This is a genomic window from Pedobacter sp. GW460-11-11-14-TSB4 (assembly GCF_059423705.1).
This window is the reverse complement of sequence record NZ_JBWKYI010000001.1, coordinates 472,664-498,428: the sequence shown is the minus strand read 5'-3', so window position 1 is coordinate 498,428 and position 25,765 is coordinate 472,664. Positions and strand designations below refer to the sequence as shown.

Sequence of the window (25,765 nt, the reverse complement as noted above, 5' to 3'; positions counted from 1 at the left end):
TGATATCATGCTTAAACAAAGTATAAATGGTGGCGCAAAAGATTTTGCAGAAACTATGAACAGGTTTGCCAGAAACTGGCACTATTTCTTAATCAGTATCATTATTTCTATGGCTGCTGTATATGGCTTTCTGTACATCACCCCACCCAAATATAAAGTGAGCAGTACACTATTAATCTCTGATGATAAAAATGGTGCTGCAATGTCTAACAGTACCGCTTTCAGTGATCTTAATATGTTTCAAACGGTTAAAACGGTTGATAATGAAATTGAGATTTTACGGTCGAGAGATTTGATTTTTAAAGTATTGAAAAAACTAAACTTAGAAACAGCTTACTTTAAAAAAGAGGGGATTAGAGAAAAAGAACTTTATGGAAAAACCTCTCCGCTTGTTGTTACTGCCATCAGTTTAAAAAATGGTGCTTATGCCCGGAAAATTAATGTTTCTTATCTGGATGACATCTCGTACATCATTCAGGATAGCCTAAAGACCAATATCGTAAAGTATGGTGATACCATTAGCACTAAAAACTACGCCATTAAAATAAATAAAGGTCCGGCCTTCAAAGCCGAATTTGGTAAAATTAAACTCCAGTTTAAAAACCTGTATAAAATGACAGAGGCTTATAACCTGGTTTCGTTAAAAATAGTTCCGGTTGTTAAAGACGCCAACACCATTACCATTAGTTTGAACGATGTAGTGCCACAACGCGGAATTGACATTCTTAACGATCTGATTGAAACCTATAATATTAATAACGTTAATAATAAAAATACCATTGCCCGTAATACCATTAAATTTATCGATAACCGACTAAAATACCTCGTTGCAGATCTTTCTGGTACCGAGGAGGATGTGGAGAGCTACAAACAGCAAAACCGTGTTACCGATGTAAATATGGATGCGCAGATGAATGCTGCACGCTCAGGACAGTACAATCAGTTATTGGAAGAATCGTCGGTGCAACTGAGGTTATTGCGGTCTATCGAAAATTATTTCAGGGGCAAACAAAGCCAATACAACCTAGCTCCAAGTGCAATGGGCTTAAAAGATCCGATTTTGAATTCATTGATTTCGAAATTTAACGATCTCCAGTTGGAGCGGAACCGGATGTTGCGTACTGCGAATGCTGAAAACCCTTTGGTACTCAACCTGAACGAGCAAATAGCAACCTTAAAAACCAATATTTTAGAAAACCTATCCAGCATTAAACAAGGTTTCGTTATTGAAAGAAACAACCTGAGCTCCAATTACGCTCAATTCGATAATAAAATTAAATCTGTGCCTACCATAGAACGTGGCTTGTTAGAAAGAAGCCGTGAACAAAGCGTAAAATCAGGTTTATATAAATATTTGCTGCAAAAAAGAGAGGAAACGGCTTTATCGCTTTCAGCTACAGTGCCCACCTCGCAAGTGGTAGATAAACCGGCATACAACACTATACCGAATAGCCCTAAGCAACCACTGTTGTACCTGTGTGGATTTATTTTCGGCTTTTTTGTTCCGGCCGGAGTAATTTACGCCAAAGGATTTTTCAATAACAAAGTACAGGATGCCAGTACGATTGAGCTTACAGGTGCAAAAATGCTTGGCGAACTTTCTCATAACCTGGATAAAAGTACCATCGTGTTTCAAAAAGATAACCGTTCTACCATATCAGAATTGTTTAGGTACATCAGAATGAATTTAGGACTGATGTCTAACAATATCGAAAATAAGGTAATGCTGGTAACCTCGAGTATGAAAGGAGAGGGTAAAACATTCTTCAGCGTAAACCTGGCTACTACTTTAGGTATGCTCGATAAAAAAGTGGTTGTATTGGAGTTCGATTTAAGAAAACCTGATCTTTTGAATAAGGTGGGGTTAAAACAAACGATCGGCTTAACTGACTATTTAATTGGTGAATCTTTGTTAGATGATATTATCAAACCGACCAGTGTTTCTGACAATATTTCGGTTATTGGCTGTGGTCAATCACCTGAAAATCCTGCCGAAGTAATGATGAGTCCTAAAATGGATCTGTTATTTGATGAACTGAAAGAAAGGTTCGATTACATCATTATCGATACTTCGCCGGTTGGCCAGGTGGCCGATGCCTTTAGTTTAGCAGAATATGCCGATGTAAGCATTTACCTGGTGCGATACAATTACACCAATAAATACCAGTTGGCCATATTGAAAGATATTTGTGAAAACAATAAACTCAAAAATCCGATGGTCGTTTTTAACGATGCCAAAAGAGAAAAGAGCCAAAAATACAGCTACGGTGGTTACGGTTATGCCATGGCAAACTAAAACTACCATGTTTTAAAAGAGAATACCAATACCCTTTACCAAATAAACGTCCCCAAACGATTTAATTCTGTTTACAAACAATAAAGTGAGGATGCTTAAACTGAGCATCGTATTAAGGCATTATCAGCTTGTAAACTACTCTTAATTAGATTGCCCATTTGCCCCAAAAAGCAAAATAAGATTAAAAAATAAAATTGTCATGTAAGTGATATAGCGAAGCTGTATCCGGCCGACTAAAAGGCGCTTTAGCAGACAGTTTTAAAGATAATGCCCAATACCTGTCATGTAAGTGATATAGCGAAGCTGTATCAAATGGCCTAGAAAATAAACGATAAACTCATTAAAATAAAATGGAATCTATAATTAACATCAAGCCCTCGTTCGCAAAAAAATGGTTTGTGATTTATACCCGTCCCCGTTGGGAGAAAAAAGTTGACCGTTTGCTGCAAGAGCAAGGTTTCGAATCTTTTTGTCCTGTGCGGAATGTAGAAAATCAATGGGCCGATAGAAAGAAAATCGTTAGTCTTCCACTTTTTACCGGATATGTTTTTGTGAAAATAGATGAACGGGAAGGCTACAAAATCAGGTATACACTGGGGGTTTTAAACTTCATTAATTACATGGGGAAACCTGCAGTAGTTCGCGATAGTGAGATTGAAAAGCTGAAACACATCATGGATACCTATAACGATGTAGATGTAGTGAGTTTAACCGGTGTTTCGAAAGGAGACCGTGTTCGGATCAGTAATGGTCTTTTTCATAACCAGGAAGGAGAGGTGATCCAGATTCAAGGTAAGCACGTTTTAATGTCTTTCGATCATTTAGACTGTGCTTTAGTTACCAGAGTGCCTATAAGCAACTTAACATTAACCGTAAATACACAACAACACTATGTATAACGCTGAAGATAATCTGAAAATGGCCGTAATTGGCCTTGGCTACGTTGGCTTACCATTGGCAGTAGAATTTGCAAAAAAATACAAGGTATTTGGCTTTGATATTAACGAGACCAGGATAGCAGAATTAAAAGCCGGATACGACAATACACTGGAAGTTAACGAATCTGAATTAAATGAGGTTTTAACATTCGAATGCACAACTTTAAAAGGCTTGTACTGTACCAATGAAATCGAAAAATTACGCAGCTCGTCGGTTTACATTGTTACAGTGCCAACGCCTGTTGATAAAAACAACCGGCCAGATTTAACCCCGCTGATTAAAGCAAGTGCAGTTGTTGCTAAAGTTTTAAAGAAAGGAGATATAGTGGTTTATGAATCAACTGTATACCCTGGCGTAACTGAAGATGAATGTGTACCGATTTTAGAAAAAGGATCAGGTTTGGTTTTCAATAAGGATTTTTTTGCCGGTTATTCTCCGGAACGTATTAATCCTGGAGATAAACAACATACAGTTGCCAATATCTTAAAAATAACCTCGGGTTCTACCCCTGAAGCCGCCGAAAAAATCGATGAACTCTACCGTTCGGTCATTACAGCCGGAACTTATAAAGCTTCGTCTATTAAAGTGGCCGAAGCAGCGAAAGTAATTGAAAATGCCCAGCGCGATATCAATATTGCTTTTGTAAACGAATTGGCAATGATTTTTAACCAGATCGGTATTGATACTTCCGAAGTTTTAGCCGCAGCCGGAACCAAGTGGAATTTTCTAAATTTCAAACCAGGTTTAGTTGGCGGGCATTGTATTGGCGTAGATCCTTATTATTTGGCCCAAAAAGCACAAGAAGCGGGTTACCACCCCGAAATTATTTTAGCCGGCCGACGTGTAAACGATGGTATGGGTAAATATGTGGCCGATCAGGTCATCAAAAAAATGATTGCGCAAAACATCCACATTGTGGGCGCAGAAGTATTGGTGTTGGGCTTTACGTTTAAAGAAAACTGTCCGGATGTACGAAATACCAAAGTAATTGATATTGTAAGGCGACTGGAAGAATACAAAGTTAAAGTAACCATCCATGATCCCTGGGCAAATGCCGATCAGGCCAACCACAACTATGGTATTATCTGCGAAAATGGCTCGTCGAAAACCAGAAAGTACGATGGAATTATACTGGCCGTAGCACACGAAGCTTTCAATAATTTAAATATTACAGCATTACGTAAACCAGCCTGTGTGGTGTACGATATAAAAGCGGTATTGCCACAATCAATGGAAACGGTTCGATTGTAAGATCATGAATTTAACATATAAAGCGCGATCGGGCATTATATGGTCGATCGGACAGCAGTTTAGTGTTAAATTCATAAACCTGTTCGTTACCATCATACTGGCCCGCCTGTTAAGCCCTGCAGAATTTGGCTTAATCGCAATGCTCTCTATTTTTATCGCTGTTGGCAATTCATTAATGGATAGCGGTTTAACATCATCGCTAATCCGCACAAGAACGGCAGGACAAAAAGATTTTTCTACTATATTTTTTTTTAACCTGTTTGGAAGCATCATTGTTTATGGTGTTTTGTTCTTTACAGCACCTTTAATCGCTGATTTTTACAGACAGCCCTTACTGACCAATATTGTTAGGGTCTACGGATTAACCTTTTTAATCAATGCCTTTTTCAGCATTCAGAGTACTTTATTAACGAAGGAAATGAAATTTAAACTGCAAACGGTAATTCAGATACCAGCAGTAATACTGGGCGGTTGTTTAGGCATTTACCTGGCGAAAAAAGGTTATGGAACCTGGAGTTTGGTGTGGATGAGTTTACTGAGTGCAAGTGTTTCTACAGCATTACACTGGTTTTACTCCGATTGGCGGCCACGACTGATTTTCAATAAAAGAAGCTTCAGAAAGCATTTTCATTTTGGATACAAGATGACGCTTTCCGGTCTGCTGGATACGATTTATCAAAATTTATACACGGTTATTATAGGTCGCTTTTACGCTGCAGCTCAATTGGGCTTTTATGCCAGGGCAGATAGTTTAAGTCAGTTGCCCATTGGAATTATTTCTACAGCAATTAGTAAAGTAACCTATCCGATGTTTTCGAACATCAGCAATGACGATGTAAAACTTAAAATGGTTTACCGAAGGTTAATGCAGCAGGTATTATTCTGGAATGCACCAAGCCTGATTTTTTTGGCACTTATTGCCCAACCTTTAATTTCCTTACTGTTAACCGATAAATGGCTGCCTTCAGTACCCTATTTTCAGATTTTATGTATTGCGGGTATTCTATATCCTGTACATGCATACAACCTGAACATTTTGAAAGTTAAGGGACATAGCGGACAGTTTTTAAGATTAGAAATTATAAAAAAGGTGCTGAGTGTAGTCGGAATTATTTGTGTAATTCCATTTGGCATTATGGGGTTGTTATATTTTCAACTCTTCTTTACCGTTTTTGCCTATTATATCAATTCAACATATAGTGGCAAATTAATCAATTATCCACTTAAAGAACAACTTCAGGATATTGCACCTATTTTAATGTTATCTAGCTTATTAGGTGTAGCATGTTATTGCCTCGATACCTGGTGTTTATCGCATTACCATATTAACAATATTCTTCGCATTGCTGGCATAAGCATTATTTATGGCAGTTTTTACCTCGGCATCAGTAGCAGCATTAAAATGGCTGCACTCGTTGATTTTAAACAATTAATCCTCAAACAATGATACCTGTAACTAAACCCTTTTTGCCAAAACAGGCAGAATTTAAAAGCTATGTAAGTAGCATTTGGGCCAGACAGTGGCTCACCAATAATGGTCCTTTAGTAAATGAGCTGGAGTTAAAGTTACAGCAATACTTAGGCCTGCCGCATTTGTTATACGTAACCAATGGCACTATTGCATTACAGCTGGCCATTCAGGCTTTAGAAGTTAAAGGTGAAATTATTACCACACCATTTTCTTTCGTAGCCACCACCAGTAGTATTGTTTGGCAAGGCTGCAAGCCAGTTTTTGTGGATATAGATGAAGATACCCTCAATATAGATCCCAATAAAATTGAAGCGGCCATTACGCCTGATACCTCAGCAATTTTAGCTACACATGTTTTTGGAAATCCTTGCGATGTCGAAGCGATAGATCGTATTGCTAAAAAACACGGGCTAAAAGTAATATACGATGCTGCTCATTGTTTTGGGACAAAATATAAAGGTAAATCTATTTTCGCTTATGGCGATGTAAGCACAACAAGCTTCCATGCTACAAAACTCTTTCACACCATTGAAGGTGGGGCTGTTTTTACTCAAAATCCAGAAATTTTAAAGCGAATGGCGCTGATGCGGAATTTCGGTTATAGCGGGGTAGATACTTTTTCAGAGATCGGTACCAATGCTAAAAACTCCGAATTTCATGCCGCTATGGGCCTTTGCAATTTAAAACATATCGATCAGATTTTAAGTAAACGCAAAGAACTATCACAGCATTACGAAATGCGCCTGAATAAAATAGAAGCGCAGTTTCAGATTATCCAGGCCGATACAGATTTTAATTACGCTTACTATCCTGTAATATTCCGTTCGGAAGAAGTTATGCTCGATTGCATGAAAGAATTAGAACTGGTTCAGGTGTATTGCAGGCGATATTTTTATCCGTCTTTATCGGCTTTACCCTATATCGATAAGGTAAATATGCCTATTTGTGATTCTATTTCTAAACGCATTATGTGTTTACCGCTTTACCATACCTTAACCAGTGCTGATCAGGATTTAGTGGTCAGGATTATTTTAAGAACTCAGAATTACCGCAAAAAACAAGTGCTTAAGCTCGCTGATTATGGCAAGCTGGTTAATGGCAGCATAGGCATGGTAGTTAATGGCAACTAAATGACAGCTTCAATTATGAAACAAGATGATACAGATGTAATGGTTAGCATTTTTTGCATCACTTATAACCACAGTAAATTTATTGCAAAAGCCCTGGATGGATTTCTGATGCAGCAATGCAATTTTAATACAGAAATTATTATTGGCGATGATTGTTCTACTGATGGAACCACTGAGATTATTGACGAATATGTTGCCAAGTATCCTGGCAAAATTAAGCGCTTAAAAGCACCTAAAAATATCGGGGCCACGAAAAATGTTATTCGCGTAGCCTTAGAAACCAGAGGAAAATATGTGGCCACCTGCGATGGAGACGATTATTGGACAGACCCCTACAAGTTGCAAAAACAGGTTGATTTTTTAGAAAACAACCCTGATTATGTAATGTGCTGCCATTATACCCGCGAAATTAATTTTGATGATACAGAGCTGATTTACATGGATTTTAGCCCGGTTCCGTTACAGTATAGCTTTAACGACTTGATTGTTAATAAACAGGCTGAAACCTGTACCGCAACCATTGTTTATCGCAATATCGACGCCATTAGAAATCTGTATAAAAACGACTGGCTTTTAAAATGTTATGCCTGCGATAAGATATTGAAACTTTACTGCACCTGGGTAACAGGTAAAAAAGTATACGTTATGCCAGAAGTAATGAGCTGTTACAGGCGTCATCCCGGCGGTATCTGGAGTCCCATATCGTATGTTCCATTAAAAAAAATGCAACTGAGCGATTTCTATATCATTATTAAAATCTTCACCTATACCGGTTTGCAAAAAGCTAAACTTTTGTACTTCTACTTTAGAAGATACTTCTTTTTCGAAGTGAAATATAAAAACTTCAGAAACGCTTTCCAGACCATTAAAACGATAGTAAACTAATTCGAAATGGCTACTAAATTATGCTTCGTAATCAACAGTTTAGAAGGTGGTGGTGCTGAGCGGGTAATTAGCAATCTGGCTAATCACTTCAGCGATAAAAATTGCAGTGTTACCATGATTTGTCTCAATACAGCAGAAGTTAGGTATGAAATAAATAAAAAAGTTAAAATCGTAAACCTGGTGGAGCGAAAAGGTCGTCATAATCTTTTCAACAGACTTAAATATGCTTACCTGACTTTTTACCGGTTACTCACGGTATTAAAGAAAGAAAAGCCAGTTTGTACCATTTGTTTTATGACATCTGCAAACATTTGGGCAGGTTTATGTTGTGTGATTTTAGGCTTACCCTATCTGGTTTCGGAAAGAACAGCGCCGGTTTACACCTTAGATCAATACAATAGATTATTGCAGTGGATGGTGTTTCATATTTATAGAAAATCAAAAGCCATTGTATTGCCCGCATTTGAGATGTTTAAAGGATTTAAAAGAATTAAACAGTTCGAAACGCTGTATAATTTTAAAACCATACACAATCCCATTCATCACTTTTCTCATGCGAATACAGGCGCTGTTAACAGTAAACGATTTATTCTCTCTGTTGGGAGGTTATGTTATGAAAAAGGCTTCGATAACCTTATAGAAGCCTATAGCAAACTGGAATTGACTGATGTTGATCTTTTAATCTCCGGAGAAGGACCGGATAGAGCAAGTCTTGAAAAACAGATCGCCGATTTAAACTTAAAAAACAAAGTCAAGCTGATTGGTTTTAAATCAAACCTGCAGGATTATTATGCACAGGCTGAAGTTTTTGTGCTTTCATCCAGGAGCGAAGGTTATCCTAATGTACTGGTAGAAGCCATGGGAATGGGCTGTGCCTGTGTAGCCATGGACTGTGAGTTTGGTCCTTCAGAGATTATCAAACACGGAATTAACGGACTTCTGGTTGACAAAGAAGATATAGTTGGACTTTCATTGTCTATCGATAAAATGCTTAATAACAGTTTTTTAAGAAGTGAATTTTCAGAAAAAGCAAAATCGATCAACGAAACAAATTCTATTGAACGCATTTCTGCCAACTGGGAGCAACTCATCATGTCATGACAAAAAAAATAATGTTTCTTTTTTTGTTGTTTGCCTACGTTTACGCAACAACATTCAATATCTTCATGACTGGGGTTTTCAGAATTCCGGCACCAATGGTTTTCCTGGCGCCGTTAATCTATTTCTACCGGACAGAAGAAACCGGCTTTCTATATGGCAAAGAGTTATTTATTTTCTTTATTGCTGCACTGTTTTTTTATCTCATAGGTCAGGAAGATGTTACCGGTTTTTTTGCCCTGTTAATTGTTGCGACCTGTTTTGCCTTGTTATTCAACTATGTTATCGGCACTAATTTAAAGCGAATGAACATCGCTGTCGGGTTTTTCTTCGGCTTGTTGCTGCTTTCAGGAATCATCATGTTTATCGATCACCAGATCAACATGGCACCTATACGCTCGCTTTTGGTGCAGGAAGATGTATTGCAGGCACCAGCTGGCATATCGACCACAATTTTTACATTCGGTTACCAGATGGCTGCTTTAACACCATTTCTGGTTATCAATGCTATACTATTTAAAAGAAGCTGGCTAATTAACCTTCTCTTATTTGGATTATCGCTCTCTCTTATTTTCTTTGGTATGCAAAGATCGGTTCTGGTGGCTTTTGCAGTAGTAACCGGATTATTTTTCCTCAGTTATTATAAAGCCAAATCAATTTTAATATTCGGTGTGTTTTGTGCCATATTTTTTATTGCTCAAAGCTCGATTGAACAATTTTCTGAAGGTAAAAAGCAACAGAATATTTTAAATAAGAGCGCTGAAAATGCTAAGGGTAAAGAAGAACGTGGTGACTTGATGGGAGAGAACATCCAGATTATAACCGAGTATCCTTTTGGCTTACTGTTTTATGGGAAAACCTGGAATGATGTGGTACAGCACAACTTTGTTTATAAAAAAGGACCCATCGTAATTACCTCTCATAATGCTTATTTAATGTTTATTACCTATTTAGGCCCTTTGCTGGGCTTTATTTTACTCGTGTTGTTATATCGAAAAGTAGGGAAGATTATTTTTTATGCCTTTCTCCATATCAAAGATAAGAAGAATGCACTGCTGGTCTGTTTAAGCTGCTCTTTTCTGGCCATTTCCATCAATTCCTTTTTTCATAACGAATGGCTCCTGGCTACAAGCGGTCCTACCTTGTTCCTCTACTTTGCCATTTTACAACTTTCCAAAATCAAAATGGAAGATCCCATTCTGGTTGAATACAATTAACAGTTCTGGTTATCCCAAAGCTACAGGTTATTAAATTCTCACAATTAAATTGACGAATATGAACATTCCATTTTCACCACCGTTTATCGATCAATCTGTGGTTGATCAGGTATTAGATACCCTTAACAATAAGTGGATCACCACTGGGCCTAAAGTGAAAGCCCTTGAGCAAGAAATTAAAAGCATCACCGGAACAAAAGAAGTGGTTTGTGTAAACTCATGGACATCAGGCGCTATTTTAATGTTAAAGTGGTTTGGCGTTAAAGCTGGTGATGAAGTAATTATTCCAGCCTATACGTACAGCGCTACTGCTTTGGCGGTTCTTCATTGCGGTGCCGTACCTGTTATGGTTGATATCTTAGATGATTTTAACATCGATCCGGATAAGGTTAAAGCCGCAATTACCACTAAAACAAAAGCCATCATTGCCGTAGATATTGCTGGATGGCCTTGTGATTATACTGCTTTAAAAGAGTTGATTACAGATCATAAAGTGCAGAAAAAGTTTAAGTGCGAATCAGATAAACAATCGATCTTAAAAAGAATCCTGCTCATCTCTGATGCGGCCCATTCAATTGGTAGTTTATTTCACGATGAACCTGCTGCTCTAAAATGTGATGTGACGATATTTTCTTTTCATGCGGTTAAAAATATCACGACAGCAGAAGGTGGTGCGATATGTTTAAATCTTCCATATCCATTTGATTCAGAGGCAGAATACAGTTATTTAAAAATGTATACGCTCAATGGACAAAATAAAGATGCACTTGCAAAATCAAGAGGTGGCGGCTGGCGTTACGATATTTTATTCCAGGGATTAAAAATTAATATGCCCGATATATGCGCAGCCATTGGTCTGGCGCAGATCAGAAAGTACAATCATGAACTTTTACCCCAAAGGAAAAAAATTGCCCTTCAATATTGTGATGGTTTTCAGCATGAGGATTGGTTTGTTGCCCCACCTTTGGTAAGTACACAAAGAGAATCGTGCTATCATCTTTTTCCGATGCGGGTTAAGGGACTCACTGAAGAACAAAGAGATCAGGTTATTGACGACCTGGCATCCTTGGGTATCGCCAGTAATGTACACTTCATTCCAATGCCCATGCTTACCCTCTTTAAAAACCTGGGTTATAAAATTGAAGATTACCCAATGGCTTATCAGAATTATGCAAACGAAATTTCATTGCCGATTTACCCGCAATTAACGGAAACAGAGATAGAGTTCATTATCAATTCGGTGATCAGCTGTGTGAATATACAATTGAATAACCGCATCAAAACAATGGAAGAAACTTTTATTGTACACAAACAAATGGCAGTAGCATCATGAAAAAAAATAAAAAAAGAGTGTTCGACGTGGTACTCGCAAGTTTGTGCCTAATCCTTTTTAGTCCGCTTTTAATCCTGATTGCGATTTTGGTTAAACTCGATTCTAAAGGGCCGGTCATCTTTAAACAGATCAGGGTGGGGCGAAATATGAAAGATTTTCACCTGGTAAAATTCAGAACCATGTGTGTAACGCAGAGTAACCACAGTTTGCTCACCATCGGGAACCACGATAACCGAATTACCAGACTGGGTTATTGGTTAAGGAAATACAAACTGGATGAACTGCCTCAGTTATTAAACGTTTTAAAAGGGCAAATGAGTTTTGTAGGGCCTAGGCCTGAAGTTAGAAAATACGTAAACCTGTATAATGACGAACAACGTTATGTTTTATCGGTTAAACCTGGTATTACTGATTGGGCTTCAGTAGAGTTTTGTAACGAGAACGAACTTCTTAAACATGCTGAAGATCCTGAAAGTTATTATGTGGAACGCATTATTCCCGCAAAAATAAAACAGAACATGAGGTATATCAACCATAATGATATCCTAACCGATTTCAAAATTATTTGGTTAACGATTAACAGAATTGTCATCAACTAAAATAACATGTACGCTCCTCAAATAACTATAAAAGAAGAAGTTAATCTTAAAAAGAAAGTTTTCTTTGTACTTAGCTCATTAACTTCAGGAGGCTCAGAACGGGTGTTCTGGAACCTGGCTCAGGGATTTAATAAAGATAAGTTTGATGTGACCATTGTGATTTTAGATTCAACCGTGAATTGTTTCTCCATGGACTTGCCTGGCGTCCGTTTTATCGACCTGAAAACCAAAAAAGCATCAAAATCTTTTTTCGCGCTTTATAGCCTGTTAAAAAAGGAAGCACCTTATGCTGTTTTTTCCACTACCGATCACATTAATATTTTGGTCTCGCTAGTAGGGCGGTTTTTAAAAATTCCGATGCTTATTGCAAGGGCTTCCAATATTCCACACGAACAAAGATTGTTTGAAGGATTTAAATCGAGGTTTTACGAACTTTTTGCCAGCGCAAGTTACCGAGGTTACAAACAGATCGTTTGCCAGTCGGAAGAAATGAAACAATCATTGATCGATACTTATAATGTCAATCATGAACTGATCAGGGTAATTGCCAATCCGGTATTGAAAACCAATAAGTTAAAGGAAGATAAAACACCTGATAAAATTTATCGGTTACTAGTTGTCGCCCGTTTTGCACTGGAAAAAGGCTTGGAAAGGCTGGTTGATATTATGGCACATTTGCCTGAAAACTATCACCTCGATTTTGTGGGCACGGGGGTACTGAAAGAACAGATAAATACCAAAATTAAAAACCTTGGACTCGATCACAGGCTTAAAATTTTAGGGGAAATTAAAAACATCCACGAAGTAATGGTTCAGCACGATTTAATGGTGCTGAGTTCTTACACCGAAGGTTTCCCGAATGTGGTTTTAGAAGCACTTACGGTAGGCTTACCGGTTGTAACCTTCAAAGTGAGCGGAATCCCGGGATTAATTATCGACGGTTTTAACGGTTTTGTTTTAGAACAGGGTGATTTGGCAGGCTTTAGGCGCCGAATTATCCAGGCCTGTACCCAAGGCCAATGGAACCCGGCAGAAATCAGAAGAAATGTATATCAGAAATGTGCGCTCGATAAAATCAGTGCCCAATATGAAGAATTAATCAGTTAATCATCTAAAATATTATCGCTATGTGTGGAATATACGGCACAACCATACCTTACTCAGACGGAATTGTCCGCGAGAAAATGGCAAGAATCAGTTTTCGGGGTCCGGATTATACCGGCGTTCAACGTTACGATCAGGTTATTTTTGCGCACAATAGATTGGCCATTATCGATCTCGATGCCCGTTCTAATCAACCCTTTTCGTATATGCACCTCCATATTGTTTTTAACGGAGAAATATACAATTACAAGGACATTAGAAGGGAGCTGGAACGGAAAAACTACCAGTTTAACACCAGTTCTGATACCGAAGTCATATGTGCAGCTTATCTGGAATATGGTGCCGGTTGTTTAACCCGTTTTAACGGGATGTTTGCTTTTGTAATTTATGATACCCGTAAAAATGAACTGTTTGGTGCAAGAGACCGCTTTGGCAAAAAACCTTTCTATTATGCCCACGATCATTCATCGTTCGAATTTGCAAGTCAACCTTCACAAATCAATATAGATAGGGGCCTTAGTGTTAATGAGGAAGCCATTAATCAATATTTGATTTGGGGTTATGTGCCAGAGCCACAGTCTATTTATGCAGAGGTGAAACAGTTACCTGCAGCCCACTATTTTAAATACGATCTTAAATCCCATAAGCTTAAAATTACCGAATACTGGACTTTAGATTATGGCTGGAAGAACAAGTTTGAGGGCAGTTACGAAGAAGCTAAAGAAGCTTTAGCACTTATTTTGGCCGATGCGGTTAAAATCAGGATGAATGCCGATGTACCACTGGGCGTATTTTTGTCAGGTGGTATTGATTCTTCGTTAATTGCTGCTTTAGCCACAAAAGAAATCGACCATGTTAAAACGTTCTCTATAAAATTTAATGAGAAAGGTTTTGATGAAAGTGCTTATGCCAGTCAGGTAGCTAAACATTTGGGTACCGATCATTATACTATTGAGTGTAATTACAATGACGGTATTGAGTTAATTGAAAACTTTAACCGTTTTTATGATGAGCCCTTTGCCGATTCGAGTGCTATACCCACTATGTTGCTCAGTAAAAATACCAGAAAGCACGTAACTGTTGCATTGAGTGGTGATGCGGGCGACGAAGCTTTTTTAGGTTATCACCGTTACAAATGGATTAAACAGGTAAACAGTTTGTTTTACGCGCCACATGGCGTTAGAAAAGCACTGGCAGGCTTGATTAACCAATCGCCAAGTTACCGCCATAAATTGATTGCCATGGGCATTTCTATGGAAGACGTAGAAAAACTATATGTCAAGATGTTTGGTAATATGGAAAACTCCTGGGTAAAACAACCCGATTTGGCGAAGTATAACCCATTGATGCATATTTTAGCCAATCCGTCTAAGCCTTTATTAGAACGCATTTCTGATTTTGATATCAAAACCTATTTAAATGGCGACATCAATACAAAGGTCGATCGCGCATCGATGGCCTTTTCGCTGGAATCGCGCTCGCCTTTAATGGATTATCGGGTAATGGAATTTTCGAGAAGCCTGCCCACAGCGTTTAAATATACCAACGGAAACCAAAAACGGATATTAAAAGATTTATTGTTCGACCACGTTCCGGCGCATATGTTCGACCGGCCAAAGGCCGGTTTTACCATGCCATTTCAGCATTGGTTCAGAAATGAGTTAAAAGATTATGTGATGGACAATTTATCTGCCGATAATCTGAAAAACATTCCAGGCATTCATTTGAAAAGAACACAGGAAATTATTAATGAGCATATGACCGGAAAGTGGAACAGGTATCCACAGATCTGGAAATTGCTGGTGCTCTCTCAATGGTTAATTAAAAATAAATCAACGACACATAAAGTTTCATTAGTAGCCTAACAGGATGAATGCAACAGTTAACCTCTTTAATAAAATATTTACCGCCGATAAATGGAACATTGGTTTCGTTTATCAAACACGGGAAGAGCTGATCAGTACAAAAAAACTTGGTGCGGCCATAAACTGGTTGCAGGAAGATAACATCGATTATGCAGCTGATCCTTTTGTGGTGAATGTAAATAATGCACCAAGAATTTATTACGAAGAACTGGATTTTTGGAAGGGGAAAGGCGAGATTATGATGATGGATGGATTCGACTTCAAAAACAAGAAGAAAGTGCAGGGCATTAAACCAGAAGCAATCCATTTATCTTATCCTTATCTTATTGAAGAAAATGGTGGTTTATACTGCATTCCGGAAACATCAGAAGCAAAAGAAATATCACTTTATCAGGTAGATCAGGAGCATCCAAGTCAGTTAACCAAAATAAAAGTATTGGTGAGCGGAAAGGCTTTTGTAGACAGTTCGATTATTTATCACGAAAATAAATACTGGCTTTTTACCAGTGTATCCGGAGATCATGATCACCTCTACATTTACCATTCAAAAACTTTAGATGGTCAGTATACCGGGCATTATCAGAACCCTGTTCCTGTAGAAAAAGAATTTTGCAGGGCTGCAGGGAGTTTATTTAAAGTGGGTCAATCGCTGTATCGGCCAACACAAAACCCCATTAACCGTTATGGTGGTTCAATTATCATTAACGAAATTGAAACACTCAGCGAAAAAGAATTTAAAACCACCAATAAATTCGAAATATTACCCGATAAACCGTACAGCAGAGGACTCCATAACATCAGTTTCGCTAAAAACATTATTGTAATAGATGGCAAGCGGAAAGTATTAAGCCTGATGATGCCATTCAAAAAAATAGTTCGAAATCTTAAAAGATAAATCACCATTCGAAATGAGCATAACCAACAAAAAAATGATTTTCATTTCGTTAACCGATGCCCCAAATGGCGCTGAAAATGTGCTGCTGATGATGGCGACTGCTGTTAATGGCGAAATATACTTTTTAAAAAAACATGCTTTTACCGGACTTAAAATTTCTGAAGGCATTTCTAAAAGATACCTGTCTAGGAAAACAATTTTCTGGGGTTTTGTAAAACTGATACCGCTACTCCGGAAATATAAAAAGGAAGATGTGATCATGAGTACACACCCGTATCTAAATGCTTTTTTGGGCTTTTTGAAACGTATAGGTTACCTCAGATCTAAATTAATTGTACGCGAATGTACTTCTGTTTTTACCCGTTTCAGCGGAATTAAAAAACGCATTTATCAGCTCATTTACCGCATGGGTTATCCGGCTGTAGATTTAGTGGTTTGCCAAACCGCTTTAATGAAAACACAGTTGTTTGATCATAACCGGTTTTTATCGGAGCAAAATATATTGGTTCAACCCAATCCCATTGATTTTAATAAGATCATTGCTAAATCTGCTCAGCCTTTAATTAATGGCGATGCCAAACTCGATTTTATCTGCTCCGCAGGAAGGTTAATCCCTGAAAAAGGATTTCCGGTTCTGATTAAAGCTTTTAAACTGCTTCAGCAGGAGCATCCGAAACTAAAATTGCTCGTGCTGGGAGAGGGAAAAGAAAGAACGTTATTGAGCAGTATGATTCAGGAGAACAATTTAAGCGATTCTGTTTTCTTAAAGGGACAGATAGATAATCCGGCTCCATATTTTAAACAGGCAAAACTTTGCGTGGTATCCTCGATAAAGGAGGGTTTCCCGAATGTACTGTTAGAAATGATGTCGGTAAACAACGCAGTAGTATCTACACTTTGCGCAGGTGGTATTAGCGAAATTCCGGCTATCGCCACAGTTGAAGTCAACAATGTAGAAGCCCTTGCCGAGGCGATGCGCAAAAAATTAAAGCAAAACCAGCATCAGGCTTCTGAAACTGCGATGCAATATTTATATAACCGCAGACCAGAAATATTTGCCCAATCTATTTTAAGCGCTTTACAGCGCCAAAACTAAGCCTAAAATATAAACAAACTTTTACCGCATAACTAATGGGATGCTTTGCTGTATCCTAAAAACAAACAAGCAAGCCTTTTCGGGGCGATTTTTAACTGTTTCTCAAACTTAAATTTTATGAAAATTTTAATTACCGGTACAGCCGGATTTATTGGTTTCCATTTAGCAAAACGCTTATTGGAAAGAGGAGATGTTGTTGTTGGCATTGATAACATCAACGATTACTACGATGTAAACCTAAAACACGCCCGTTTGGCTCAAACTGGTATTAACCATGCCGATTTGGTTTATGGTGTTCCTCAGGTAAGTGATAAATATGATAATTATACTTTCATTAAGTTGGATATCTGTGATAAAGAAAGTTTAGAAAATTGTTTCAAAACTTACCAATTCGATGCGGTTTGCAATTTGGCTGCGCAGGCAGGGGTGCGATACAGCTTAACTAATCCAGATGCTTACATAGAAGCCAACATTAAAGGCTTTTTAAATATCCTGGAGTGCAGCCGCCATTTTAAAGTTGGCCATTTATTGTATGCCAGCTCCTCGAGTGTTTATGGGTTAAATAAAAAAATGCCATTTTCTGCACACGATAATGTAGATCATCCGGTTTCATTATATGCTGCTTCGAAAAAAAGTAACGAATTAATGGCTCATGCTTATAGCCATTTATTTAATTTACCAACTACAGGTTTACGTTTCTTTACAGTTTATGGTCCATGGGGCCGCCCAGATATGGCCTTGTTCTTATTTACAAAAGCAATTTTAGAAGGCAAACCTATTGAAGTTTTTAATAACGGAGAAATGAAAAGAGATTTTACCTATGTAGATGATATTATTGAAGGTATTGTTAGGGTATTTGATCAGCCGGCACAGGCCAATCCAAACTGGAATAACCAAAATCCTGATCCTGCTACATCTGCAGCACCTTTTGCCGTGTTTAATATTGGCAGAGGCGCACCAGTAAACCTGTTGGATTTTGTAGAGGAAATTGAAAAAGAAACAGGATTAACGGCAAAAAAAATATTTATGCCCATGCAAGATGGTGATGTAGCAGAAACATCAGCAGATATAGATGATTTAAAAAACCTGTTAAATTATGAACCTGCTGTTTCTGTGCAAAAAGGTGTAAAGAATTTTGTGAACTGGTTTACAACATTTTACCACCCAAATTTACAGTTGGTTTCTAAAACAGCTGATATTACCATTTAGTTTGTCATCACTGTGTAAACTAGTTGTATTATAAGTTTTATTTACCTGAATTATTAAACTGTCATTTTACTATCTGTAAGCAATTGGTTTACAGTATAAATAATACCGAATATTAAGCCTATTATTTAATTATCAGCGTTTTAACTGCATTTTATTAAATGTACTCATTTATCGCATATAGCGTTAAGTTGTAAATTTAAAAAAAATAAAAAATGCAGAGAACGACAAAATTGTTTAAAAAAGTGAGTTTAATTGGTTTAATGTTAACGACGATTATTTTCTTTAGTAATTGTAAAAAAAGTGTAAAGGCTGATGATGCATTGGCCGACAGTACAGAATTGTTTTCAGGCGATTCAACATCAGTATTAGCCGCCACCAGTGGCAGTACTGGTAAATTAAGCCTTTCAGGAGTAAAATCTGAGGGAGGTTATGCTTATAAAATTTCACAATCAATTTCAGGCGGCGACAATTCTACTTCAAAAGAGCAATCGATTTTAAGGTTATTTGAAGACGGAGTAGAAATTGGTCCTGCCCATAGTTTACACGATGATATCAGGAATTTAGGAAAAGGCAGGTTTAGCCATTGGGGTAGTACAGTAATATTTTCAGCATCTGACAATACCGACCCAAGAACCAATGGCCGTTCATATACTTATTTAATGGGCGGTACAAGTGCTGCTTTACCACCGGCAGAAACGGTAACTCCTCCTCCAACAAATACAACTATTAATGCAGCCTTAGTAGGTTATGCTTTGGTAAATGGTAAAACAACAGGTGGCCAGGGTGGTGTTGAAACTACGGTAACCACGCTTGACCAGTTAAAAGCTGCCGTTGGTGATAACGTTACACGTACTATTTATGTGAGCGGTACCATTAAAGGTGCTGGTAAAGATATCGTATATGTAAAATCAAATAAATCTATTATTGGCAGATCTGGTGCTGTTATCGAAGGTGTGAATTTATTCATTTACACAGTAAGTAACATCATCATCCAGAACATTACCTTTAAAAATTACGTAGAACAGGCAGCCGTGCAAATTAAAGATGCTGCTCACCACGTTTGGGTTGACCATTGCGATTTCTCTACAGACCGTAGCCATGGCTGGGAATATTGGGGTAAAGATATTTGCATTACCAGAGAATCTGATTATGTAACGGTTTCCTGGAGCAAATTTCACGATACCAATTTATCGGTGCTAATTAGTGGAGGTATCGAAGGTCACGAAGCTGATAAAGGTAAATTACACGTAACGATGCACCATAACATGTGGTACAACATTACAGAGAGAGAGCCATCAATGAACTATGGTAGTGTGCACATGTTTAACAACTATCACCTTAACAACTCTGGTTACTCTATCGGTACAAGAGCAGGTGGTATAGTAAGAACAGATAATGAGTATTTCTCAAATTGTGTTAAACCATTAACTACAAAAGTGGCAAGTGATCCGGAAGGATATTTTAGCGGTATTACCACCAACATTTACGATAAATGTGGTGCAAACAATATAACGACGGCAGTTTCTACCTGGGTTCCAGAGTATGATTACAAATCATTCCTTAACGATGCAGCAAGTGTGCCTGCTATTGTTACGGCAAATGCTGGTGCCAGATAGGTAAACCAAAACCTTCATATTTTTTCTGCAATAAGCCACCTGGATAGGTGGCTTTGCAGTTTAAATTAAAATTTTGACATGATGAATATAACTAGGAAAAAGATTTTTATCGTCTGCGACTCTTCCAGATCTCTGCTCGATTTCAGAGGGAAGCTGATCGAAAAGATGCAACAACATAACCAGGTTTATGTGTTTACGCCAAAAATTGAACAAGAATCGGTTCGGAGTAAACTGAAAGCGCTAAATGTAATTACCTACGAAAGTAAATTAGATGGCAGTAACGTTTCTATCTTATCCGATTTAAGGTTTATCTTTTCGCTGTATAAACTCATCAAACAAATTAAACCTGACATTTTTTTTCCTTACACCTTTAAACCTGTTATTTATGGTTCTTTCCTGGCTAAAATATGTAAGGTTAAATTAATAGCCCCCATGCTTACCGGATTAGGGTATAACTTTACCGATAACGCCTCCAGTAATAAACTCATTGTTAAAATAACGAGGTTGTTATTAAAGCTGAGTCTGAAACCCAATCCGCATTTAAATATTATTTTTCAGAACAAAGACGATTCTCAACGTTTAGTTGATCTGAAAATCCTGAATAAAAAACACCAGGTTTATGTGGTCAACGGATCAGGAGTAGATCTAAGCCACTATCACTATTCCAAACCCAGTACTTCGCCCATAACTTTTTTAATGGTGTCGAGGCTCATCAATGCAAAAGGCATCAAAGAATATTATGATGCAGCTAAACAGCTCAAACAGCGGTTTCCACAAGCCGTTTTTAAACTGATTGGACCATATGGTCCTAATATCGATGCTATAGCACCCGATTTATATCAAAAAATTGCTGATGGCGATACCATTCAATATATGGGGCAGGTTGATGATGTGCGGCCAGATATTGAACGCTCTTCGGTCATGGTGCTTCCTTCTTATTACGGGGAAGGCGTTCCACGATGTGTACTCGAAGGAATGGCTATTGGAAGGGCAGTAATTACCTGCGACTCTGTAGGCTGCCGGGAAACCATTAATAACGACCCTGAGCAAGCCAATGGATTTCTTATTCCGGTAAAAGATGCGGGTGCACTGGCCAATAAAATGGAATATTTTATTAATAACAGCGAAGATATTATTGCCTTTGGAAACAAAGGACACGAATTTGCAAAAACAAAATTTGATGTGAATATCGTAAATGCAGAACTCTTTAAGATTATGCATTTACAGGCTTAACCACCCTTTGCACATCAAGAACTAACCAAATAAATAAATTAAACTAAACCTAAAATTGTGAACAATACATTTATTTACAAACGAGCCACTTTAGCCGACTTTAGGGAAGCTATAGAGGAGTATGGATGGGTTGTATATGAAAAGGCAATCAATCAGAAATTAATTTCAGAAATAACCACAGGTTTCGAAACTTCATATCTTTTGAGAAGGGAAATACAGGTTTTAAATGGAATTGATGAAAATATGGAAGGAACATTACATCATTTGCTGGAGAAAGATAATTTCGCTATCGAGCTTTTGAGTAAGTTGTACTGCCACAGGGAAATCCGCGATTTTTTGGGCGGAAACTATATCCTTAATGGAATAAACGGCGTAATTAACACCAAAAAGACCAAATCTTACATCCAGAATATCCATCGCGATGTACGTACATTTTCCGCTGAATCTAAATTTATGATCCAGATGATTATCGTACTCGATGATTTTACCATATTTAATGGCGCCACACATTTTTTGTCGGGCTCTCATAAACTGGATATTAAACCCGAAGAAAAACATTTTAAAGCTTTTGCTAAACAAGCCATTGCCAAAAAAGGAAGCATTATCTTATTCGATTCCAATATCTGGCATGCAGGTGGTATCAATTTCACCCGAAAACAGCGTAGGGCCTTAACCTTAGGTTTTACCAAACCTTACATTAAGCAACAATTCGATTATCCCAGATTTTTAGGATATGAATTCGGCGAAAAAATAGATAACGATTTAAGACAGATTATCGGTTATAATGCAAGGGTGCCGGCCAGTTTACAGGAATATTACAGGCCTGTGGAAAACAGGATGTATAAAGCGGATCAAGGCTAACAGATAAAACGATGGAAACAGGAACGCACTCACCCAAAACCATTGGTGGCTACATACCGCTCGAATTATCAAAAGGCGAGCTTTATTATCCTGATTTAATTGCACTCAATACAGGCAGAAATGCACTGGAGTATGTGTTAAGGATAAGAAAATATACCACCATATACCTTCCATATTATACGTGCGAGGTTTTGTTAGAACCGCTCAGAAAACTAAATGTACATTATCACTTTTATCATATAGACGAGGATTTAGACCCAATTATAGATTTTGAAATAGGCGAACGTTGTTGCCTGCTTTACACCAATTACTTTGGCCTTAAAACAGAAACCATTAAAAAATTAGCCAAAGAAATCAGGAATCTGATTGTCGATAATGCACAGGCATTTTTTTGTAAACCGATTAATAACTGCGATACCTTCTATTCCTGCCGGAAATTTTTCGGTGTACCCGATGGTGCTTATCTTAATATCTCTACCACATTGGGTTTAAATTTAAAACAGGACCAATCAACAGATCGGTTCTCGCACCTGATTAAAAGTATCGATATCAATATTGAAGAAGGTTATACCGATTATATAGAAAATAATAAACAGCTGTGCAATAACGAAATCAAAAAGATGTCGCTATTAACAGAAAGCATTCTTTCAGGTATAAACTACGATGAGTGCGCCAATAGCAGAAGAACAAACTTTGCTTACCTGGACGAACAATTGGGACAGGAAAATCTTTTGAGGTTAAACTTTTCGGCAGAAGATGTGCCAATGGTTTACCCGCTTTTGGTGGAAGATCCATCTGTTAAACAACAGCTCATCAATCAAAAAATATTCGTGGCCACCTATTGGCCTAATGTTTACGAATGGGCGCATGCAGATAGTTATGAATACTTTCTGACTAAACATCTTGTTTCATTACCAATCGATCATCGCTATAGCATAGCCGATATGAAAGTAATTGTTAAAGCTTTAAAACCGCTCATATGAATACTCAAATTTATTTAAGGCCATTAGAATTAAAGGATGCTGATGTGTCTTACAAGTGGAGAAACGATCCTGAAGTATGGTCGTATACCAAATTTGTGTTAAAAGATCCCATCACAGCCGAAATCGAAAAACAATGGTTGTTAAATAAACTCAATCTGGCTAATGAAAAACGTTTTGCCATCTGCGTAAAAAACACGAATGAATATATTGGCAATATTCAGCTGCTTGATATCGACAACGAAAGTGCAGAATTTCACCTCTTTATTGGGGAAAAGAAATACTGGGGAAAGGGGATAGGTTATAATGCCTCTTTAATGTTATTAAAATATGCTTTTTATAACCTTAATCTTAAACACATCTTTTTAGAAGTACATTCAGATAACCTTGCTGCTTATTCCATTTATAAAAAAGTAGGCTTTCAACGCGTTTCGCAACAAGAGGATTTTATTAAAATGGTAATTAACTCTTCTGTTTTACTTGCTGCAAATTGACCTGTTTACTTTAAATCTACCCTAATTTAATAGCTCAAAATGAGAAAAATAATTACAATTGATGATAAACAAGAATGGTCTGCATATGTAAAGCGCGCTTTGCATTACGATTTTTATCACACCTGGTATTACCATTCACTAGATAAAAGTGGTTTACCCATGTTGTTTGTGTATGAGGAAGGCGAAAATTACATTGCCTTTCCGCTTTTGAAGCGAAATATCCCCGGTTCCGACTTTTTCGATTTTACATCGGTTTATGGATATACAGGGCCCATTTCGAACATGGATTTTAATGCGCTGGATGATACTTTCATGGAGAATTTTAAAAGTACATTCATTGCGTTTCTAGAAACCGGTCAAAATGTAACTGTGTTTTCCAGGTTGCATCCCTTTTTTAACCAGGAAAGGTTAATGGAGAAGTTTTCAGGCGTACATGCTAATGGAAAAACAGTAGCCATTGATTTAACCACAACCATTGAGAGCCAGCGGGCCGGTTACAGGAAAAGCGTAAAAGAAAAAATCAGGCGATTGCGAAAGCGCGATTATGAAGTCAGGATTTCTACTGATATTAACGATGCCAGTATATTTTCTGAAATATATACCGAAAACATGATTCGCATAGGTGCTAAAGACCATTATCTTTTTAATAATGCCTATTTCGTTGCGCTACTTTCTTCTGATGAATTTGATAGCAAGCTTTTTTTGGTGTATAAAGATGGAATAGCCATATCAGGCGCCATTGTTGTTTGCACAAAAGAAATTATGCAGGTACATCTTTTGGCCACCAGGACCACCTACCTGTTCGAATCGCCAGCCAAATTATTAACTGATGAAATTACGGTAATTGGCAGGCAACTGGGGTATAAATATTTTAACCTCGGCGGTGGTGTTAATTTTAAAGAAGATAATCTTTTCGGTTGGAAAATGGGTTTCTCTAATTTATGCTTCGAATTTAATAGCTGGCGATACATTGCCAATAACGAATTATACCATACACTTTTAAACGAAAGATCACTTGATCCCTTTTCAAATATTGATTTTTTTCCCCTCTACCGTAGTCCTGTAATTGCTTCATAATTAATTGTTATTTCTTTTTTAAAAAATGGATATGCTGATTGAAAATAATGCTACAGGCACTACTTTGCAATTAACTTTAAAACAAAAAGATGATTGGGTAAAGTATATTAGCCTGGCTGCCGATTATGATTTTTATCATACCTGGCATTACCATGCTATGGCAACCAATGGGACGCCTATTTTATTTGTGTATTGCGAAGGCCTTAATTTTATCGCTATACCTCTATTATCACGCGCAATACAGGATACCCCATATTACGATTTGCATTGCGTTTATGGTTATTCGGGCCCGGTTTCAAACCTGAAGTTTACCGATATGAGCGACAGCTTGAAAACGAATTTTCTTAGCGCTTTTACGGCCTTTTTACAAAAGGGGAGTTATGTTTCTGTTTTTTGCAGGCTTCATCCTTTTTTCGATCAGAATATACTGTTGCAAAAGGCCGATGGCATCTATGAAAATGGCAAAACGATTGCCATTAACTTACAGCAAAGTATAGAAGAACAACGGAAACAGTACCGGCAAACCACGAGAGATAGCATCAAAAAGTGTAGAAGGTTTGGTTATGTTGCTGTGGAAACTACTGCTCAGGAAGATATTGCTGCTTTTGCTAAACTCTATCAATCGAATATGAACCGCATCAGTGCTACAGATTTCTATCTTTTTACTGAAGAATATTTTACAAAGCTGGTGCGGTCAACAGAATTCGATTGTAAGCTCATCCTGGTTTATTCAAATGATGATATTGTTTGTGGCAGTATCATAATGTGCACCAAAGGCATTATTCAGGGCCACCTGATTGCCACCAATGCAAATTACCTTAGAAATTCTCCAGCTAAATTTTTGGTTGATGAGATTAGTGAATTAGGCCGAAAATGGAACATGAAATACTATCATTTAGGAGGCGGACTTGGTTTTAAAGAAGATTCGCTTTTTGAATGGAAACAGGGTTTTTCAAATATACTTTTAAACTATTATAGCTGGCGTTTTATTGCCAATAAACCTATTTACAATCAGTTAGTAGAAAAATCGGGCAACCAATTACATGAGGGTGCAGATTTTTTTCCCCTTTATAGAATGCTACCACAATAAATTGTACACAATATTTAATGATTCTC

The 25,765-nt window shown here is 37.6% G+C and carries 22 protein-coding genes; all 22 read left to right on the top strand.

Features of this window, described 5'->3' with window-relative positions; all coding sequences use genetic code 11:
• Positions 1–7 precede the first annotated feature (7 nt).
• The 22 genes from AC07YT_RS02170 (at position 8) to AC07YT_RS02065 (ending at position 25,739) form a co-directional block, all read left to right on the top strand.
• Entirely contained in the window at positions 8–2,296 is a 2,289-nt protein-coding gene (locus AC07YT_RS02170; protein ID WP_086546010.1) for a GumC family protein, read from the top strand.
• 350 nt (positions 2,297–2,646) lie between these two features.
• Positions 2,647–3,195, top strand: a complete 549-nt coding sequence (locus tag AC07YT_RS02165; RefSeq protein WP_086546011.1) for a UpxY family transcription antiterminator — start codon at positions 2,647–2,649, stop codon at positions 3,193–3,195.
• Positions 3,188–4,486, top strand: coding sequence for a nucleotide sugar dehydrogenase (locus AC07YT_RS02160; RefSeq protein ID WP_086546012.1), 1,299 nt, complete (start codon positions 3,188–3,190; stop codon positions 4,484–4,486). The genes AC07YT_RS02165 and AC07YT_RS02160 overlap by 8 nt, the downstream gene beginning before the upstream one ends.
• A gap of 4 nt (positions 4,487–4,490) precedes the next feature.
• On the top strand, positions 4,491–5,933 hold the full coding sequence (locus AC07YT_RS02155) for a lipopolysaccharide biosynthesis protein (RefSeq protein WP_086546013.1): 1,443 nt from the start codon (positions 4,491–4,493) through the stop codon (positions 5,931–5,933).
• Entirely contained in the window at positions 5,930–7,087 is a 1,158-nt protein-coding gene (locus AC07YT_RS02150; RefSeq protein WP_086546014.1) for a DegT/DnrJ/EryC1/StrS family aminotransferase, read from the top strand. The genes AC07YT_RS02155 and AC07YT_RS02150 overlap by 4 nt, the downstream gene beginning before the upstream one ends.
• Positions 7,088–7,102: 15 nt before the next feature.
• Positions 7,103–7,972 (top strand): glycosyltransferase, encoded by an 870-nt coding sequence (locus AC07YT_RS02145; RefSeq protein WP_494945146.1) that lies wholly within the window; start codon positions 7,103–7,105, stop codon positions 7,970–7,972.
• 6 nt (positions 7,973–7,978) lie between these two features.
• On the top strand, positions 7,979–9,073 hold the full coding sequence (locus AC07YT_RS02140) for a glycosyltransferase family 4 protein (RefSeq protein ID WP_086546016.1): 1,095 nt from the start codon (positions 7,979–7,981) through the stop codon (positions 9,071–9,073).
• 65 nt (positions 9,074–9,138) lie between these two features.
• Positions 9,139–10,287 (top strand): hypothetical protein, encoded by a 1,149-nt coding sequence (locus AC07YT_RS02135; RefSeq protein WP_494945145.1) that lies wholly within the window; start codon positions 9,139–9,141, stop codon positions 10,285–10,287.
• A gap of 58 nt (positions 10,288–10,345) precedes the next feature.
• Entirely contained in the window at positions 10,346–11,620 is a 1,275-nt protein-coding gene (locus AC07YT_RS02130) for a DegT/DnrJ/EryC1/StrS family aminotransferase (RefSeq protein WP_086546018.1), read from the top strand.
• Positions 11,617–12,219, top strand: coding sequence for a sugar transferase (locus AC07YT_RS02125; protein WP_086546019.1), 603 nt, complete (start codon positions 11,617–11,619; stop codon positions 12,217–12,219). The genes AC07YT_RS02130 and AC07YT_RS02125 overlap by 4 nt, the downstream gene beginning before the upstream one ends.
• A 6-nt stretch (positions 12,220–12,225) precedes the next feature.
• Positions 12,226–13,326: a glycosyltransferase gene (locus AC07YT_RS02120; RefSeq protein ID WP_086546020.1), complete on the top strand. Its 1,101-nt coding sequence runs from the start codon at positions 12,226–12,228 to the stop codon at positions 13,324–13,326.
• Positions 13,327–13,346: 20 nt separating this feature from the next.
• Positions 13,347–15,188: an asparagine synthase (glutamine-hydrolyzing) gene (gene asnB, locus AC07YT_RS02115; RefSeq protein WP_086546021.1), complete on the top strand. Its 1,842-nt coding sequence runs from the start codon at positions 13,347–13,349 to the stop codon at positions 15,186–15,188.
• 4 nt (positions 15,189–15,192) lie between these two features.
• Complete coding sequence (locus AC07YT_RS02110; protein ID WP_086546022.1) at positions 15,193–16,083, top strand: glucosamine inositolphosphorylceramide transferase family protein; 891 nt, start codon at positions 15,193–15,195, stop codon at positions 16,081–16,083.
• Between the two features lie 13 nt (positions 16,084–16,096).
• On the top strand, positions 16,097–17,179 hold the full coding sequence (locus tag AC07YT_RS02105) for a glycosyltransferase (RefSeq protein WP_086546023.1): 1,083 nt from the start codon (positions 16,097–16,099) through the stop codon (positions 17,177–17,179).
• Between the two features lie 117 nt (positions 17,180–17,296).
• Entirely contained in the window at positions 17,297–18,388 is a 1,092-nt protein-coding gene (locus tag AC07YT_RS02100; RefSeq protein ID WP_086549304.1) for an NAD-dependent epimerase, read from the top strand.
• Positions 18,389–18,600: 212 nt separating this feature from the next.
• Complete coding sequence (locus AC07YT_RS02095) at positions 18,601–20,004, top strand: pectate lyase family protein (RefSeq protein WP_494945144.1); 1,404 nt, start codon at positions 18,601–18,603, stop codon at positions 20,002–20,004.
• 78 nt (positions 20,005–20,082) lie between these two features.
• A complete protein-coding gene (locus AC07YT_RS02090; RefSeq protein WP_494945143.1) occupies positions 20,083–21,237 on the top strand; it encodes a glycosyltransferase family 4 protein in 1,155 nt (384 codons plus the stop codon).
• Positions 21,238–21,294: 57 nt separating this feature from the next.
• Complete coding sequence (locus tag AC07YT_RS02085; RefSeq protein ID WP_086546025.1) at positions 21,295–22,098, top strand: phytanoyl-CoA dioxygenase family protein; 804 nt, start codon at positions 21,295–21,297, stop codon at positions 22,096–22,098.
• A gap of 11 nt (positions 22,099–22,109) precedes the next feature.
• Positions 22,110–23,081: a hypothetical protein gene (locus AC07YT_RS02080; RefSeq protein ID WP_086546026.1), complete on the top strand. Its 972-nt coding sequence runs from the start codon at positions 22,110–22,112 to the stop codon at positions 23,079–23,081.
• Positions 23,078–23,572, top strand: coding sequence for a GNAT family N-acetyltransferase (locus tag AC07YT_RS02075; RefSeq protein ID WP_086546027.1), 495 nt, complete (start codon positions 23,078–23,080; stop codon positions 23,570–23,572). Before AC07YT_RS02080 ends, AC07YT_RS02075 begins: the two co-directional genes overlap by 4 nt.
• Positions 23,573–23,611: 39 nt before the next feature.
• On the top strand, positions 23,612–24,649 hold the full coding sequence (locus AC07YT_RS02070; protein WP_086546028.1) for a GNAT family N-acetyltransferase: 1,038 nt from the start codon (positions 23,612–23,614) through the stop codon (positions 24,647–24,649).
• A gap of 25 nt (positions 24,650–24,674) precedes the next feature.
• Positions 24,675–25,739, top strand: a complete 1,065-nt coding sequence (locus AC07YT_RS02065; protein ID WP_494945142.1) for a GNAT family N-acetyltransferase — start codon at positions 24,675–24,677, stop codon at positions 25,737–25,739.
• The last annotated feature ends 26 nt before the right edge of the window (positions 25,740–25,765 follow it).